At 60.0% G+C, this 17482-nt stretch carries 13 protein-coding genes and 1 pseudogene; 4 read left to right on the forward strand and 10 right to left on the reverse strand.

Translation table 11 applies throughout. The features are described from left to right. Window positions 1–593: 593 nt before the first annotated feature. A complete protein-coding gene (locus tag FHX16_RS24915; RefSeq protein WP_259130910.1) occupies window positions 594–1592 on the forward strand; it encodes an MBL fold metallo-hydrolase in 999 nt (332 codons plus the stop codon). 92 nt (window positions 1593–1684) lie between these two features. On the opposite strand, the gene FHX16_RS24920 is transcribed toward FHX16_RS24915, so the two are convergent. Continuing rightward, complete coding sequence (locus FHX16_RS24920; RefSeq protein WP_259130911.1) at window positions 1685–2029, reverse strand: hypothetical protein; 345 nt, start codon at window positions 2027–2029, stop codon at window positions 1685–1687. A gap of 185 nt (window positions 2030–2214) precedes the next feature. Beyond that, window positions 2215–2508, reverse strand: a pseudogene (locus FHX16_RS24925) (ATP-binding protein); the annotation flags it as partial. A 1200-nt stretch (window positions 2509–3708) separates the two neighbouring features. On the opposite strand from FHX16_RS24925, the gene FHX16_RS24930 reads away from it, so the two are divergent. Then, on the forward strand, window positions 3709–4158 hold the full coding sequence (locus tag FHX16_RS24930; protein WP_183757403.1) for a DUF411 domain-containing protein: 450 nt from the start codon (window positions 3709–3711) through the stop codon (window positions 4156–4158). A gap of 323 nt (window positions 4159–4481) precedes the next feature. On the opposite strand, the gene FHX16_RS24935 is transcribed toward FHX16_RS24930, so the two are convergent. Both FHX16_RS24935 and FHX16_RS24940 read right to left on the reverse strand, forming a co-directional pair. Next, window positions 4482–6377 carry an ABC transporter ATP-binding protein gene (locus tag FHX16_RS24935; protein WP_259130913.1) on the reverse strand — a complete coding sequence of 632 codons (1896 nt, stop codon included), beginning with the start codon at window positions 6375–6377 and terminating at the stop codon, window positions 4482–4484. Window positions 6378–6390: 13 nt separating this feature from the next. Further along, complete coding sequence (locus FHX16_RS24940; protein ID WP_183757402.1) at window positions 6391–8199, reverse strand: ABC transporter ATP-binding protein; 1809 nt, start codon at window positions 8197–8199, stop codon at window positions 6391–6393. Between the two features lie 440 nt (window positions 8200–8639). Here FHX16_RS24940 and FHX16_RS24945 point away from each other — a divergent pair, with 440 nt between their 5' ends. Further along, window positions 8640–10046: an FAD/NAD(P)-binding protein gene (locus FHX16_RS24945; RefSeq protein WP_259130915.1), complete on the forward strand. Its 1407-nt coding sequence runs from the start codon at window positions 8640–8642 to the stop codon at window positions 10044–10046. On the opposite strand, the gene FHX16_RS24950 is transcribed toward FHX16_RS24945, so the two are convergent. The 5 genes from FHX16_RS24950 to cyoA are packed head-to-tail and all read right to left on the reverse strand — an operon-like array spanning window position 10047 to window position 15116. After that, complete coding sequence (locus FHX16_RS24950; RefSeq protein WP_259130917.1) at window positions 10047–10802, reverse strand: SURF1 family protein; 756 nt, start codon at window positions 10800–10802, stop codon at window positions 10047–10049. Window positions 10803–10849: 47 nt separating this feature from the next. Then, window positions 10850–11251: a cytochrome o ubiquinol oxidase subunit IV gene (gene cyoD / locus FHX16_RS24955; protein ID WP_028827810.1), complete on the reverse strand. Its 402-nt coding sequence runs from the start codon at window positions 11249–11251 to the stop codon at window positions 10850–10852. Next, window positions 11248–11868, reverse strand: a complete 621-nt coding sequence (cyoC, locus tag FHX16_RS24960; RefSeq protein ID WP_183757343.1) for a cytochrome o ubiquinol oxidase subunit III — start codon at window positions 11866–11868, stop codon at window positions 11248–11250. Before cyoC ends, cyoD begins: the two co-directional genes overlap by 4 nt. A 4-nt stretch (window positions 11869–11872) precedes the next feature. Then, window positions 11873–13876 carry a cytochrome o ubiquinol oxidase subunit I gene (gene cyoB / locus FHX16_RS24965; protein ID WP_028827812.1) on the reverse strand — a complete coding sequence of 668 codons (2004 nt, stop codon included), beginning with the start codon at window positions 13874–13876 and terminating at the stop codon, window positions 11873–11875. A gap of 46 nt (window positions 13877–13922) precedes the next feature. Next, window positions 13923–15116 carry a ubiquinol oxidase subunit II gene (gene cyoA / locus FHX16_RS24970; protein ID WP_183757342.1) on the reverse strand — a complete coding sequence of 398 codons (1194 nt, stop codon included), beginning with the start codon at window positions 15114–15116 and terminating at the stop codon, window positions 13923–13925. 379 nt (window positions 15117–15495) lie between these two features. Here cyoA and FHX16_RS24975 point away from each other — a divergent pair, with 379 nt between their 5' ends. Further along, window positions 15496–16830 (forward strand): MFS transporter, encoded by a 1335-nt coding sequence (locus FHX16_RS24975; RefSeq protein WP_259130922.1) that lies wholly within the window; start codon window positions 15496–15498, stop codon window positions 16828–16830. A 96-nt stretch (window positions 16831–16926) separates the two neighbouring features. Here the strand turns inward: FHX16_RS24975 and FHX16_RS24980 are convergent, their stop codons facing one another. Continuing rightward, window positions 16927–17397, reverse strand: coding sequence for a cyclic nucleotide-binding domain-containing protein (locus FHX16_RS24980; RefSeq protein WP_028827815.1), 471 nt, complete (start codon window positions 17395–17397; stop codon window positions 16927–16929). Window positions 17398–17482 lie beyond the last annotated feature (85 nt).

The raw sequence follows: 17482 nt of genomic DNA on the forward strand, positions 1-17482 counted from the left end.
TCTCGGATACCATGAAATCACCTTCCTGAACGTCGGCGAAACGATAGTATTCCGAGACGGAATGACTAGATGGAAATTGCGCAACAGAGTTTTGCGGTGAAGCCACTGATCGCGCTCGGAAGGGGCTAATTTTGAAAAAGAGCCCACCGATCCATGCCACAGTGAGCAGTGCCGCGAGGATCAGTCAACCCGAAACGAGTGCCGATTCCTGGGGACAGGCGAGGGGGCCATTTTGGTCGTCAATCAAGGTGACGGTAGCATTCAACGGATTGATGCAAGAACCAATGAGCTGTTGGCAACGATAGAGGCGGATACAGCCGGCGGCGTTGGCGATGTCGCGGTTGGCGGCGGTTTCGGGCGCATCGCTCGTTCCCATCAACCCAGTATAAATAGTAAACCATGCCTCGCGTCGGTTGTCGGGCCGCGAGGGCAGCCAAGTCCCCGAACGGGCCGTCGAGCCCCTTGATTGAGTCGGCTCATGGTTTTGGGCGAGTTGCAACATTGCAGAATAGCGACAATCCCGGAGGTGGGGTGTAGCATAGCCCTCACTGGTTGCGGTTGTCCTCGCAGTGTCTGCAGGATCGGAGGGTCTTATGGACGGCCTCGAAGCAGTCGATAGTGTTGAGGTTCTGATCCTTGTCGATAACGCGACGGATAACCTCTCCACAGTCCCGTCATTTGTCGAGACCGAGTTTGCCGCACTGGAACGCCGACGCCGCGGAACGTGGGTTATGGGCGGGAAATGCATATGCTGCGCGGCCCATGGCCTTGCATGTCTCATTTCCGTTCGTAAGGGGAGCAACACGAGAACGATCCTGTTCGATACAGGCCCTGAAGACGGCACCTTCGAACAAAATGTCTCCCGCCTGGGAGTGGATCTCGGGCCGGTCGAGGCGATCGTGCTATCGCATGGTCACTGGGATCATGCCGGTGCGGTGCTGCGCGCCTTGCAACTGATCCGCGATCGCAATGGCGGCCAGCTGGTTCCCTGTTACCTTCACCCAGACATGTTCCGGACCCGGGCTATCAAGAGGCAGGATGGGTCGATGAAGCTCATGGAAGCGGTGCCTGGGATCGACGAGTTGACCTCGTACGGGGCGTCGGCCATCAATACGGCTGAGCCGCAGCTGCTAGCAGGCGGAACGGCCTATCTGAGCGGTGAAATCCCGCGGGTGACAGCGTTCGAACGCGGCTTTCCCGGCCAGTGTCGGTTGATCCTCGACGGTATGGGATGGGAACCTGACGAACTGATCATCGACGAGCGTTTCGTGGCGGTGAATGTGAAAGAGAAGGGCCTGGTGGTCTTTACTGCCTGCTCGCACGCGGGTGTGATCAATGTTCTGACACACGCGAAATCTTCCTTTCCCGATCTTCCGCTCCATGCTCTCTTGGGAGGATTGCATCTTGTCGGACAGAACGGGCGAATTATCCCGGAAACGGTCAAAGCAATGGAAGCGTTCGATCTCGACATTATCGCCGCCGGTCACTGCACCGGTTGGCGCGCCATGACCGCATTGGCAAATTCGTTTGGCAACGGCAAGCTTGTCCCCTTATCCGTTGGGAAGCGTTTTTTGTTTTCAGCCGGCGCGTAAGTACCCCACAACGCAGGCCGTCATCCCTTTGGAAGCCGCCAATGTGGGCAAGGGCCGGGTTCCATGTCCTGACTCGGCCGCCATCGATCCGGTCAAACAACGTGCGGCGTGGCAGCCGTTACTCTATGGCCGGGGATTGGCCGCGGAGTAATGGATTTCGCGAGATGCTGCCGCACCAGTTTAATTTTCACAGTAGCATCATGCCGGAGATGGCGCGTCTCTTCGAGCGCGAAGTCGAGCCCCCTGATACCGGTCACAAGGGCATTAGCCAGCAGGATCACGCTTATGATTCCAAGGGCAAACTGCATCGTCACCGCCTGCAATCCGTGTGCCCAGAGGTCATAGACAACGACGGCCGCGCAGGAGAGCGGAAAGGCGACAAAGATACCTTGAATGACGATGTTCATGAGCGTGGTGGCGAACGATCTGTCTTTCATGCTGTGCACTCACGTTGCAATTCATCTTCGCTCTCGAGCGTATGACCGGCAACATGAACTGGGTGTGAAAGGTGCGTTCAGGACTGGTGGGCTCTCTCGCGCTTATGATCCAGTTGTTGTTTCTACGCGGACTGAGCCGGTTTTTTCACCGAGAAGTGAGCCAGCTATTAAGTATGGTTTTCTGATCAGGGTTTGGTCAAGGGATTTGCTTCTTCTCCTCTTTTCCGGGCTGCGGCGGCCGAGCTGGCCTTGAAGCGGAAGCCGTCGTTTCCGGCTTCCTGGATATGGCAACGGTGGGTTAGACGGTAGAGCAGAGCTGTGGTCATCTTGGCTCTGTCGAAGACAGTCGCCCATTCGCTGAAGTGGAGATTGGTCGTGATGATGACGCTGGTGCGTTCGTAGAGCTTGCTCAGCAGGTGGAAGGGCAGCGCTCGTCCCGAGGCACTGAACGGAAGGTATCCAAGCCCATCAAGGATCATCGAGGCGAACCAGCGGCTCAAGGGCGAGTCCAGCCAGGCAGGTGGCAAGTCCCAATCCCCAGAGGCTCACGTGGTCGCAATCGTAACCACAGAAACGTGTCAGCGCAGATCGCTCGTCTTAACTCCTCAATCGGAGCCGAAACGCGTCTTCGCACACGTCCGGACCTGCGCATGAGCCCGATCCCGACCTATGCGATAGTGTGAAATCGACAAGGGAACGTCGGTCGATGACCCGATCCTCGGGGATGGGGATTTGTCTGCGGCCCGACCCCGACCGCATGCCCGGACTTTGGCCATATGGCATCAGTCCGAGAAGGGCCTAGGATTTTAGACATCCGCTCCCGAGGATGGACGGAAGCCTGGCGGCTGGGGATCAGACATCACGCTGATACCAGGGTTCGCTCCTGTCGCCGCGAACAGGGCGGCTCGGAAAACTGGCCGACATGGACCAGGGCCCATCCGGACGATAGCGTTCCCGGAAGGCAGGCGAATATTGAGGCTCCTGCCTGCAATGAATTCACGGAAAGCCACCAAGTGCCTGCGTCGTTCTATAATAAACCTTGGTACGTAATGAGATTTGGATGCTGAATTCTTCAATATATAGCGTTTTCAATCCGTCTAACTTATAGTTTTAAATAATCTACTTCAAGTATACATTGAGTAACTCGAAAATCTTGCTATGGTTATGCCTTCGAGCCAAAGGTAAGACTGGCCCGATGAGGGGAATATCAGGTCAATCAGCAGAACTTTCGAATGGATGTGTCTACATCCATTTTCGAGATTGGTGCGACGATGGCGATCCCCGCCGACAACTGAGCGCATCCCGGCCTGCAAAGCTGCGTCGAGCAGTTGCGGACGATGCTTCAGCGCTATGCGGACGATTGTGAAAGGGCAAGGGCCTCCTTGGGGAAGCCCGTGGCAGCCCCCGCCAATCCGATCACCGAGGAAACTGCACGCAAGATAGCGAGTACCTTGAGAAAACTGAACGGATCGCCGGTCGCGCGGTCACCATGAACAGGCCACGGTGACGCGGGATACCCGCCTCGAAGGCAGAGAGCTGTTGTAAAACAACGTTCATTCCTCCTCGGACACCGGTCGAAGAGCCTTGAGTTGGCGGTTGGGGACTGGCGATATGCCCCGATGGAACGTCGCCTTGGCAATTCTTTGGAGAAGCGTGACATCCGCCAAGGAGAAACAGACATGAAATGTCGAGCGTTTATGTGCATGGCTGCCGCAGGTGTGGTTACCACGTTCGCAGAGCCTTCGTATGCATCAGAAGTCAGGATGGACATCTACAAGGACCCGAGTTGCGGCCACTGCGGAGCCTGGGCCGCCGCAATGGTGGATGCCGATTTCAATGTCGTCGTCCATTCCGAGGAATTCATCGTGATAAAAACCAGGCTCGGCATCCCCGAGAATATGCATGGATGCCATACAGCTGTGGTTGGCGACTACTTCTTCGAAGGCCACGTCCCATTGGAGGCTGTCGAGAGGGTCTTGAAAGAGAAGCCCCAGATTGCGGGACTTGCCGTTCCGGGCACGGCAGAGTGCTCGCTTGCAGCAGAGGACGATTCACCGGTCTACGAGGTTTTCAGCCTGAGCAAGCCTGACATGAGGCCGTCTTTGTACATGCGAATTGATGGCCGGTGATGTCGATCACACTCGAACATGGACTGCAGCGAAATTCAAAATCACGACAAAGGCTGATGTTTGCTAGCTGACCTCCGGTTTCCAAGGTCGTGCACGCGAGGCCCTGGAACAAGCGGCAGCCAGGGCCGGTTCAATCAAAGCCCTTCCGGTGACAAGAACGACATGACTACCGGGGTCTGCTCCTCCCCGGACGATGCAGCACGGGCGAGACTACCCCCGCCCGCCCTCGCGCCAAATTGGAGATCAGATCGGGGTGAGGTGTGAACTGCACGGCGATCCTCCTTTCCCAAACGAAGCGTCTTCCGCGGTAAAGGTGACAACCCCTACGTGGTTGATGCGCTCGTCTTTTCTTCCAGCAGGGCGTCGGGAATGTCGTCGAACGACGCGTAGTTCAGATTGTAGAGCTTAGAATAGAGCTTGCCGTTCTTCATGAGCTGCTGGTGGTTGCCGCTCTCGATCAGTTCCCCGTTCTGCAGGACGATGATGCGATCCGCCTCGCGGATCGTCGCAAGACGGTGGGCAATGACAAGCCCCGTGCGATTTTCGAGGAGCTTGACCAGCGCCTTCTGGATCAGCATCTCGGTATAGCTGTCGATGTTGGCCGTGGCTTCGTCGAGCACCAGGATCTTAGCGTCGGCAACCAGGGCGCGGGCGAAGCTCAGGAGCTGGCGCTGGCCGAGCGAGAGATTGCCGCCGCGCTCGCCGAGCATGCTGTCGTAACGCTCAGGCAGGCGCATGACAAAATCATGCGCGCCCACCGCCTTGGCGGCCTCGATCACCTGTTCGCGCGTTGCCTCCGTCTTATGGTAGCGGATGTTTTCGAACACCGTGCCGGTAAACAGGAAGGGCTCCTGCAGAACCATGGCGATCTGGTTGCCGAGCGAATCCTGCGTCAGGTCACGCACATCATGTCCACCGACCAGCACCTGGCCCTGCTGGACATCATAGAAGCGGTGGATCAGCGACATGCAGCTCGACTTGCCGGATCCCGTTGGTCCGACAAGCGCAACCGTTTCGCCGGGGTTGACCTTGAAGCTGACGTGCTTCAGGACAGGATGTGCGGGATTGTAGCCGAAAACCACATCGCGAAACTCGACCGAACCATCCATGTCGGCGGAAAGTTCCTTCGCGTTGGGCGCATCCCTGATGTCGACCGGAACATCAAGAACCTCGGTCAGGCGCTGACCCGACGCCATGGCACGCTGCATCACCGAATACTGCAGGGTCAGAGAGCGGATCGGATCGAAGAACCGCTGAATGTAGAACAGGAAGGCGACAAGGACACCGACGTCGAGCGCCTGGTTGAGAACGCGTGCACCACCGACGACGATGACGAGCGCCATGGCGACACCGGTCAGGGTATCCACAATCGGCACCATGACCTGCGCGTAGCGGGCAGCCGTCAGGTGGGTCTTCAGGTTCGCCTTCGCCTTGTCGTCGTAGAGCATGAAGTTGACGCCCTGGCGATCCATGCTCTGGACGGCGCGAACACCGTGGATCGCTTCGGCGAGCGCCCCGTTGGCAACCGAATTAGTCTCGTGTGCCGCCATGAAGGACTTGCGCGCCAGCGGCAACCAGAAGAGGCGGACCACAAACAGGATCGGCAGCACGGACAGGGTGAGAAGGCCAAGCTTGAAGTCGAGATAGAGCATGACGAAGACGATGCCGAACAGCAGCACGATATCGCCAACCGACAGGACCGACGTTTCAAGAAATTCCTGCATCGAATTGACGTCGCCCTGCAGGCGAGACATCAGGCGTCCGACCTCGGTCTTGTCCATGAAGGACAGCGAAACCCGCTGAAGATGCTGGAACATCGCCTTTCTGATGTCGAACAGGACCTCCTCGGCGACATTGCCGACCAGCGTTTCCTGGGCGTAGCTGGCGCAGTAGTTGACCAGGATCGCGGCGAGAAAGGCAATCATCGACCATCTCAGTGCCGAATGGTCCCCCTCCGCCCGCATCCCGTGGTCGATCGCATAACGGATGATCAGCGGAATCAGGAGCTGCATCGACGTAAACGTCAGCACCGCCGCCACCGAAAGCCACACCTGTCTTCGGTAGGGATGCACGAAGAACCAGATGCGCCTGATGATGTTGCCGTCGAAGGCCTTGCCGAACATCTCCTCCTCGATGCGGTGCGAGCCGACAACCGCACGCGGCGGCCGGCGTCCATCCTCGCGAACGTCGGAGCGCTCGGTTTCCAGTTCCTCGGCCATGTCATATTCCTTCCTAGGCGCTGAGGGCGTCGTCGCCCGGTCGCACCTGCAGATCATAGAGCGCCTTGTAGCGCCCGCCGGCAGCCAGCAGCGCCTGATGGGTTCCACGCTCGACAATCTCTCCGTTCTCGACAAACAGGATCTGGTCGGCATGCATGAGCGAGCTCAGCCTGTGGGCAACGATGATGGTGACGCGATCTGCCGCGTATTTGCGCATCGCCGTGCGGATGCGCTGCTCGGTCGCGGCATCGATCGCAGCGGTCGAATCGTCGAAGACCATGACGGCCGGCTTCAGCATCAGCGCCCGCGCGATCGTCAGGCGCTGGCGCTGCCCGCCGGAGAGCGAAACACCGCGCTCGCCGACGACCGTGGTATAGCCCGTCGGCAGGCCGAGAACGTAGTTGTGGAGCTGGGCGCTTTCGCTGGCGCGCTCGATGCGGCTCTCCTTGGCCCAGGGATCGCCATAGGCGATGTTGTTTTCGATCGAGGTAGTGAACAGGAAGGAATCCTGCTGCACGACGGCGACCGACCGGCGAAGCGACTGCAGGGTCGCCTTCCTGATGTCCTGGCCGTCGATTGTGATCCTGCCTTCCGTGACGTCGTAAAAGCGCGGGATGAGATGGGCGAGCGTCGACTTGCCGCTGCCGGGCGGGCCAACGATGCCGATGGTTTCGCCGCGCCTTGCCTCGAAGGAGACGTTGGTGAGGACGCCGTGCATCGGCGAGCTCGGGTAGGCAAAGCTTACCTTCTCGAAGCGAAGCGTTCCCTCCGATATCAACAGATCCTTCGCGTCGGGCGCATCGCGCACCGCAACCTCGAGATCGAGCAGGTTGAAGAGCCTAGTCCCGCAGGTCGACGCGCGGGCAAAGGCGTTCACCATCAGGCCAAGCTGGCGGACAGGCATCTGCAGGATCGTCATGAAGGTCAGGAAGGATGCAAGTGTACCGACGGTGATCTCGCCCGACACGACCTTGCCGCCACCGATCCACAGGACGAGGCCCATCGCCGCAAAGAAGGAGAAGGTCATCGCACTGGTGTTGATGACGCGGATGCCGACACGCTGGTGGGCGAGCGCCAGGGCATTCTTCGAGGCCGTCTCGAACTTCATCATTTCGTGCGCCTGGGCGGCGAAGGCCCGAACCACCCTGATACCGCCGAGATTTTCCTCCATGATCCGTGTCAAGACGGAAAGCCGCTCCTGCAGATCGAGCCAGGTCGCGCGCAGCCGCAACTGCGTGACCGAAGAGCGCCAGGCGACAAAAGGCACGAAGCTCAGCGCCAGCAGGCCGAGCAAGAGGTCTGTGGTCAGAAGCATGTAGGCGCCGATGCCGATCAGCATGGTCAGAAGCACCATGCGAACCAGGGCGGTCGAGAAATACATGCGCACGCCTTCAAGGTCGAGCAGGCCGACCGTGATCAGGTCGCCCGAGTGGACGCTGTCATGGAAGCTGAAGGAAAGCCGCTGGATCTTCTCGTAGCAGGCAAGCCTGAGCTCGTAGCCCATATGATGGCCGACACTCTCGCTGTAGTAGTTCTGGACCATCGTGAAGAGGCCGCGAAGGACGCTGGCGCCCAGGAGCAGAAGCGCCGTCGTCAAAAGCGCATCCTGTGCCACCTGTCCCGCCTGGCCGCCAGCCATTGCAACCTGGGTGTGATCGACCGCCTGGCCAAGCAGGCGCGGGATCATCAGCTGGAAGGTCGAGGCAACAAGGGTGGCACTGATCGCAAGGCCAGATTGCCAGGGATGGCGAAACGCCATGACGGTAATGCGGACCAGCGTGAAGAGGCCCTTGCCCCAGCCCGCCGCGGTCGCCTTCGCCATCGAGGCCGATGGCTTCGTCGTGCGTGTTAAAGCATCGCTGCTCACGGTGATGTTCCAATACAGAGGTGTGGTCGGACGCCTGTCCGAACGAGCGGAATCCATGAAGGGATTGATTAGCACCCTTACTTTTGCCGATTCCTTTGGGCCCTTCAAGTCAAGAATTCACCAGTTGGTTATTTTATCGTGAGTAGCAGGCTGGCTTCGCACGGCTCCGATCAGAGCAACCGTAAACGACAAATTGCCATGACATCTCAGACGCTTGGCGTTTCCATTGCGCAGGCGGGGGAACAAAGGGCTTGCCAAAATGCTCTTTTGAAGCTCTCATACACGACCAGTTTGATAGACTATGGGCGGCTTAGAACCGCGGGAACAAAACCGGCGCGGATTGTCCGCGTTGCAACCAATCGAGACACGATGCGCAAAATCGCAGGGGAGTTGAGATGACGGTTCATGGCCTGTTTTCCTCGAAATCATCGGCGTCAGCACGAGCGTCCGCCATCCCGCGCATCGCCGTTGTCGGGCGCGGTTTTTCCGGAATGATGACGGCGATCGCGCTGATGAAGAGGGTGCGCACGCCCTTTCACCTGCAACTCTTCGATCCCAACTCCTCCGTGAGCGGCGGACAGGCGCTCTCCTCGTCGCGTGCCTCGACGATCCTCAATACGCGCGTTCGCGATCTCTCGGTCTCGACAGGCGACGCGGATGACTTCAACGACTGGCTCTGTAGCAACGCGGAATTCCGTGCCGCGGTACCCGCGGCCATCCCGGGGTTCCGCCAGATCTTCGTGCCGAAGACCATTTTCAGCGATTATGTCTATCAGCGCTTTTCGGAAGCACTCTCCGCCCGCAAGGATATCACCGTCCAGGTCTGCCCGGAACCGGTCGTGGCCATCAGGCGCACGCACGGCGCCCGCTATCTGCTCGAGAGCGCCAACCCCTCCAATCCGCTCTTCGATGTGGTCATTCTCGCGACCGGCTACGGATTGCCGGAGGCCGATTATGTCCAGGAAGAGCCTTCGCCGGTGAGGGCCCGGCGCCTGGTGGGGCGTCCCCACACGGTCCTGCTTGGAAGCGGCATCAGGGTCGTCGATCAGCTTCTGCAATTGCGCGATGCCGGCTATGACGGTCAGGTGACCATCCTCTCCCGGCACGGATTCCTGCCGCAGAGCCACACACCGAATTCCGCCGATCCGGTTTTTCCGGCCGACGCAATGCCGTCGAATCTGGCCGACATCCTGCGCTTCATCCGCAAGGCCTGCCGCGAGGCGGAGGCCGATGGCCGCAGCTGGCAATCGGTCATGAACGGCTTGCGCAAGCATGCCCGCTCGCTGTGGCGCGCCCTGCCAGCCCGCGAGAAGCAGCAGTTCAACCGGCATTTGCGGGCGATCTATGACAGCCATCGCAACCGGCTGCCGGAGGCAATTCACGCCCGCCTGCAGGGGGAACTCGCCAGTGGCAACACGGTTCTGCGTCGCGGCACCGTCGGTCGCCGGGGCCTGGGGGGCGTGTTTTTCCGGCCTGCCGGTTCAGGCATGGATGAGACCGTGCATGCCGAGCGTATCCTCGATTGCCGCTGCCGGGGGCCGCAGTTGGCTTCACCCCTGATTGCAAGCCTGCTTAACGAGGGATTGGCGCTGCCTGACGAGTTGTCGCTCGGTCTTGCCGTCGACCAGCGCGGGAGCCCCTGGCTCGACGACGGGTCTGTGGTCGAGGATCTGTTTGCCGTCGGCCCCCTTGGTCTCGGCAGTCTGCCCGACATCGATCTGGTTCCGGAGATCGTCACCCAGGCCTACGCGGTCGCTGAACACGTCGCCGAGCGTGTCTATCCCTGCAGCCGGGCAATCTGATCAGGCCTTTGGCGCCCTGCGCTCGCCTCTGAGCACGAAGACAAGCAGTCCCGCAGACATGAGGGCCAGGGCAAACCAGGTGATCGCATAGACAAGGTGATTGTTCGGGAAGGCGACCTGTGTCAGCCCGCCGACAGGCAATCCGCCTGGATTGGGCGTCGCGTCCGCGTCTATGAAATAGGGCGCAACACCATCGACGCCGCGCCAATCAGCAATCGCGGCCACGTCGCGCGAATACCAGCGGTCGTTCGCCGGATCGTTGGACCTCAGCCACGTGCCTTTCGGCTCTGCTATCCTGAGCAGTCCGGTGACGACAACCGGCGTCGACACCTGGCCATCGATGCGTGTCGAGGGATCGCGTCGGTCCGTCGGGACGAAGCCACGGTTGACCAGGACGACGGTGTCGTCGGTCCGCCTGAGCGGTGTCAGGACCCAGTAGCCAGGGCCGAGTGTCGTCGACGCATAGACCAGTGTCTCCCTGTCATTGTCGAGCATTCCTTTAACCGTCACGCGCCGATATTCGTCATTGGCGCGGTTGACCTTGCCCCACTCGGCCTGCGCCGGGGCGCCAACCGGTTCTGCGTGGACGCGGGCATCGACGCGCGCAATCAGATCCCGCTTCCAGGCCAGCCGCTCGACCTGCCAGATTCCGAGCGCGATCAGCGCGCCGGTCAGCGTCACCAGCAGGCCGCAGAAGATCGCGATGCCTGCGGCGCTGTGCCGTTTTTGTGTCCTGTCTGGGAAGGTGTCGGCCATGCCAGAAACAAACCTGGCGGGCGGCTGAGCACCGCCCGCTCCTGCCATTACGGCATGTTCTTCATCATTTCGGGGGTCATCGGCATCATGTTCGTGTTCAGATGATGCATGACCCAGAGGGAGCCCGCGAGCGCGATCGCCACGATCAGCAGGGTGAAGATCAGCGCCATCATCGTCCAGCCGCCTTCCGACTGCGGATTCATGTGGAGGAAGAAGATCATGTGAACGACGATCTGGACAGCCGCCAGGCCCATGACCCAGGCGGCGGTGACGGTCGAGCTCTCGAAGACGTCGGCCATGACGAGCCAGAACGGAATTGCAGTCAGGATGATCGAGAGCACGAAGCCGATCATGTAGCTCCTGAAGGTCCCGTGGGCGGCCTCATGCCCGTGGCTGTGGCCGTGATGGGCCTCGTGAGCGTCCTCGGTTGCGGGTGCGTGAGTGGTCATCCGAGAACTCCCATAAGGTAGACGAAGGAGAAGACGCCGATCCAGACGACGTCGAGGAAGTGCCAGAACATCGACAGGCACATCAGGCGGCGACGATTTTCCGGGATCAGACCGTGCATCGACACCTGCACCATCAGCGTGACAAGCCAGACGATGCCGAAGGTGACGTGCAGGCCGTGCGTACCGACCAGCGTGAAGAAGCACGACAGGAACGCGCTGCGGGTCGGGCCGGCACCCTCGTGGATCAGGTGCGCGAACTCGTAGAGTTCAAGCCCGAGGAAGGCCAGGCCGAACGCGCCTGTGACACCGAGCCAGAACAGTGTCTCGGTCTTGGCTTTGCGCTCCATCTGCAGCATTGCGAAGCCGTAGGTGATGGACGACAGCAGCAGCATCGAGGTGTTGATCGCCACCAGCGGCAGATCGAAGAGATCGGCCGGCGAGGGACCGGCCGCATAATTGCGGCCGAGAACGCCATACGTCGCAAAAAGCACCGCGAAAATGAGGCAGTCGCTCATCAGATACAGCCAGAAGCCCAGCATCGTGCTGCCTTCCGGATGATGATCCTCGGTCAGATAGAATTCAGGCTTGTTGGCCTTGTCGATGGCAGTATCGCTCATGGTCTTACACCTGCTCGGCAAGCAGCGCCGTCCGCTTGCCCTCTGTTTCGGTGACTTCCGCCGCTGGGATGTAGAAGTCGCGCCTGTAGTTGAAGGTATGGCCGATCGATACGGCGATCATGGCGACGAAGGACAGGACGGCAAGCCACCACATGTACCAGATGAGGCCAAAGGCCAGCCCGATGCTGAGAACGCCCAGAATGACGCCGGTGCCGGTGTTCTTCGGCATGTGGATCGGCTTGAAGCCTTCCAGCGGACGGGCATAGCCGCGCGCCTTCATGTCGTACCAGGAATCATGGTCGTGCACGACCGGCGTGAACGCGAAGTTGTAATCTGGAGGCGGAGACGAGGTCGACCATTCGAGCGTACGGCCGTCCCATGGATCACCCGTCGTATCGCGCAGTTCCTCGCGCTTGAAGAAGCTGACGACGAGCTGGATGATGAAGCTTGCAATGCCGATGGCGATCAGCACGGCACCAAAGGCAGCAATGATGAACCAGATCTGCAAGGACGGATCCTCGAACTGCGAGACACGGCGCGTCACGCCCATCAGGCCGAGCACGTAGAGCGGCATGAAGGCGAAATAGAAGCCGATCAGCCAGAACCAGAAGGACATCTTGCCCCAGAACGGGTCGAGCTTGTAGCCGAATGCCTTCGGGAACCAGTAGGTGACGCCCGCCATCAGGCCGAACACCACGCCGCCGATGATGACGTTGTGGAAGTGGGCAATCAGGAAGAGAGAGTTGTGCAGCACGAAGTCGGCTGGCGGTACCGCCAGAAGAACGCCGGTCATGCCGCCGATGACGAAGGTGACCATGAAGCCGATTGTCCACAGCATCGGCACTTCATAGCGAATCCGACCGCGGTACATCGTGAACAGCCAGTTGAACATCTTCGCTCCTGTCGGGATCGAGATGATCATCGTGGTGATCCCGAAGAACGAGTTCACGCTCGCACCCGACCCCATCGTGAAGAAGTGGTGCAGCCAGACGAGGTAGGACAGGATCATGATGACGCAGGTGGCGTAGACCATCGACGCGTAACCGAAGAGACGCTTGCCGCAGAAGGTAGCCACGACCTCCGAGAAGATGCCGAACGCCGGCAGCACCAGGATGTAGACCTCCGGATGGCCCCAGATCCAGATGAGATTGATGTACATCATCGGATTGCCGCCGAGGTCATTCGTGAAGAAGTTCGTGCCGGCATAGCGGTCGAGGGACAACAGTGCCAGCGTCGCCGTCAGTATCGGGAAGGTGGCGACGATCAGGATGTTGGTGCAGAGCGAGGTCCAGGTGAAGACGGGCATCTTCATGAAGCTCATCCCGGGTGCGCGCATCTTGACGATGGTCGCAATCAGGTTGATGCCCGACAACGTCGTGCCGACACCGGCAACCTGCAGTCCCCAGATATAATAGTCGACACCGACACCCGGGCTGTAGTCGGCTCCCGACAGGGGCGGATAGGCGAGCCAGCCGGTCTGGGCGAATTCGCCGACGAAGAGCGAGATCATGATGATGATCGCGCCGGCCGTCGTCATCCAGAACGAGAAATTGTTGAGGAACGGGAAGGATACGTCGCGGGCACCGATCTGCAGCGGCACGACGAGGTTCATCAGCCCGGTGACGAACGGCATTGCCATGAAGAAGATCATGATGACGCCGTGGGCGGTAAAGACCTGGTCGTAGTGATGGGGAGGCAGGTAGCCGGCCGAGCCGTTGAAGGCAAGCGCCTGCTGCAGGCGCATCATGATGGCGTCGGAGAAACCGCGCAGCAGCATGATGAGGGCGAGGATGACGTACATGATGCCGATCTTCTTATGATCGACGCTTGTCAGCCACTCGCGCCAGAGGTAGCCCCAGAGCTTGAAGTACGTGACAACACCCAGAAGCGCGATGCCGCCAAGCGCGACGACCGCAAAGGTCACGACCAGGATCGGCTCGTGGTAGGGGATCGATTCTAGGGTCAACCGACCGAAGATGAACTTCAGGAGGTCAGGATTCGAAAACATGGATTAACCCGTTCATTGATGTCGTATCGACGCAAAGCGCCAGGTCTTAGTTGTTGTCTGGTTGCGCGGGCGCCGCAGCACCGCCGGTCCCGTGATCCATGCCGGGCATCGCGTGCCCGTCATGCTGCATGTCCTGCGCACCCGGCGCGCCTTGCGTCGCCGGCGCTCCTTGCGTGCCGCTGCCGCCTTCAGCGCCGGCCGGCGTAGCTTCCTCGGGCTTTACCTCTTCAGCGCCGGAACCTTCGCCCGCCACCGGATGCATGCCGCCGAGATGACGGTCGTCGTAGCGCAGCTTTTCGCGATTTTCGGCGCTTTCCTTGCCGCCGCCGCCCATCCTGTCGATGTGCATCATCTCGTTCATGCACATCTTGCCGGGGGCCGCGCACATGTTGAGGATGGCGTCAAAGAGATCCTTGTCGACCGACGAGAAGTAGCGAACCGGCTCCCTCTCGCTCGGCCGCTCGAGCTTCAGATAGGTATCACGGTTCAGCGCCGTGCCCTTTTCCTTGACCTGCGCGACCCATTGGTCGAAGCCCTGCTGGTTCACACCATGGAACTTGAAGCGCATATGGGAAAAACCTGCGCCACTGTAGTTGGCCGAAAAGCCGTCGAAGACGCCTTCCTCGTTGATGACCGCGTGCAGCCTGGTCTCCATGCCGGGCATGGCGTAGATCTGGCCGGCGAGCGCGGGAACGTAGAAGGAGTTCATCACCGACGAGGAAGTGATCCTGAAGCTGATCGGGACGTCGACAGGGGCGGCCATTTCATTGACGGTCGCAATACCGAGCTCGGGATAGAAGAACAGCCATTTCCAGTCGAGTGCCACGACCTCGACGGTTAGCGGCTTGGCATCGGCAGGAACGGCGCGCTCGGCGTCGATCCGGTCCAGCGGACGGAAGGGATCGAGCTTGTGCGTGCTGATCCAGGTGATCGCGCCGAGAGCAATGATGATGGCCAGCGGCGCCGACCAGATGATGACTTCAAGACGTGTGGAGTGGTGCCATTCGGGATCGTAGGTGGCGGTCGTGTTGGACCGGCGGTAACGCCAGGCAAAAAAGAAGATCAGGAAGATGACCGGGACGATGATGAGCAGCATCAGGACCGTCGATACGATGATCAGGTCACGCTGCTGGATTGCGATATCGCCCGATGGCGACATGACCACCAAATTGCACCCTGCCAGCGTCAAAAGCAGGGGCAGAATGAGGAGATGGCGGGAAAACCTTGGCAGTTTTTGCACGTCTCTATGCTCTTGTTGTTTCATCCAAACCGCGACTAAAGCACTGTACCTGATAGCAACATGAGGTGTTTGGTCGCAGTGCAGCACAAATTGCCGCACTGCGGGATAAGCAACGTGGCGCAGGATGTCAAAACCCGATCTGGGCTCGAAAGCGTTTTGCGCGAGATCATTTTGAGGGGCTAATATAACCGGGAACCCCGATCATGCCAGCTTTCCCGCGCCGATTTCTCCGCAGCGGGCGCCATTTTTCGCGGGCTTTCGATTTTCAGCCCACGGGATGAACTATTTAGCGCCTCCGGACTTGATTAGCGCGGTCGTTTGATCAAGATCGCTAGTGAGGCGCTTTGCCACAGGAGTGCCTCAACGAGGGAGGCATAGCATGGCAGGTACCACGACTCATTACGGCCCATCGTCGACATCGATGGAGCAGGATGCGCGCCGCATCCACGCCGACAAGCCGGTTTCACCCGGCAGTATCGCAATCGGCGTCGTCATCGGGCGCATGTCCGAATTCTTCGACTTTTTCGTCTACGGCCTGGCATCCGTGCTGGTCTTTCCACAGCTTGTGTTTCCCTTCGCGCCCGACAGACTGACGGCAACACTCTATTCTTTTGCGCTGTTTTCACTTGCATTCCTGGCACGACCGGTCGGATCGGTCGTGTTCATGACGATCGATCGCATCTACGGGCGCGGTGTCAAGCTGACGATCGCGCTCTTCCTGCTCGGGGGCTCGACGGCCTCAATAGCCTTCCTGCCCGGCTATGCCGAGATCGGCGCATGGTCGATCGCGCTGCTCGCGCTCTTCCGGCTCGGCCAGGGCTTTGCCCTTGGCGGTGCATGGGACGGCCTTGCCTCGCTGCTTGCACTCAACGCGCCCCCGAACCATCGCGGCTGGTATGCGATGATCCCGCAGCTCGGCGCCCCGATCGGGTTTGCGCTCGCAAGCGCGCTCTTCGGATACTTCATCGCGAACCTCTCCAGCGAGGATTTCCTGAGCTGGGGCTGGCGCTTTCCGTTCTTCGTCGCCTTCGCCATCAACGTCGTCGCACTGTTTGCGCGGCTCCGCCTTGTCATGACGCCCGAGTTCGGCACTGCCCTGGAGCAGCATGAACTCGAGGCCGCACCGATCCACTCCGTGCTGCGCGTTCATGGTCGCGACATCCTGCTTGGCGCTTTCGTGCCGCTCGCAAGCTTCGCCATGTTCCACCTCGTCACCATCTTCCCGCTTGGCTGGACGTCGCTCTATGGCACCCAGCCGGTCGGAGCCTTCATGGTGGTCCAGATCGTCGGCGCCGTCGTTGGCCTGATCGCCATCATCGTCTCCGGCATGATCGCCGATCGGATCGGCAGGCGCGCCCAGCTTGCCATCTGTGCCGTCTTGATCGCGGTCTTCAGCTTCGTGGGTCCATACCTTATCGCAGCCGGCCCGAAGGGGCTGGATGCCTTCGTGATCATCGGTTTCGGAGTTCTTGGCTTGTCATTCGGCCAGGCAACGGGTTCGATTTCATCGCGGTTCGGCAGGGGCTACCGTTATACCGGTGCAGCCTTTACCTCCGACCTCGCCTGGCTTGTTGGCGCGGGCTTCGCGCCACTCGTTGCCCTGACGCTCTCGAGCCGCTTCGGCTTGCCCTTCGTCGGCTATTACCTACTTTCAGGCGCCATCTGCACGCTCGCTGCCCTCGCATTCAGCAGGGCACTGGAACAGCGCGACTGAGCACTCGCCGCGCAGGCACCAGAAAGACCCGCTTCGCAGTCGCGAGGCGGGTCTTTTCAATTGACCAGTGCTGTTGAGCGGATCGGCCGGAGGCGACTACATCGCCGCAGCTTGCGTCTGCTTGGCTGAGCGCGCAGCCGTCAGTTCCGCTGTCGTGTGATTGAGGCGGTCGGCGAGCACGCGCATGATCTCGACTGCCATCTCGGGGAAATCGCTGAGCAGCTTCAGAAAGTGTTCCTTGCTGATGCGCAGGACCTCCAGCGACGAGGTGGCGCGCACCGTCGCGGTACGGGAAACGTCGCACAGGATCGCAATTTCGCCGACGATGGAGTTCAGTTCCACATCGGCGACCTTGATATCGCCGGCCGGCGAGTGAACGAGGATGTCGGCGGTACCTGACAAGATGACGTAGGCTGCATCACCCGGATCACCCTGATGGAAAAGATCCTGCCCGGCCTTGTATGACATTCGATCGGATGTGAAAGCCAACAACTTGAGTTTTGCCGGCGCAATCCTTGAAAAGATTGGCACGCGCCGCAGCATTTCGACTTCATCTCTCAAGAGCATATACGTACTACCCCTGCCGCACTTCTCCGGTGCGCGGCGCTAGACCGTGGCGCCTCTCAGGGGGCGCCATCTTTGTTGTCCCTCC

The organism is Rhizobium sp. BK661 (genome assembly GCF_024808825.1).
In the GTDB taxonomy this organism is placed as follows: domain Bacteria; phylum Pseudomonadota; class Alphaproteobacteria; order Rhizobiales; family Rhizobiaceae; genus Rhizobium.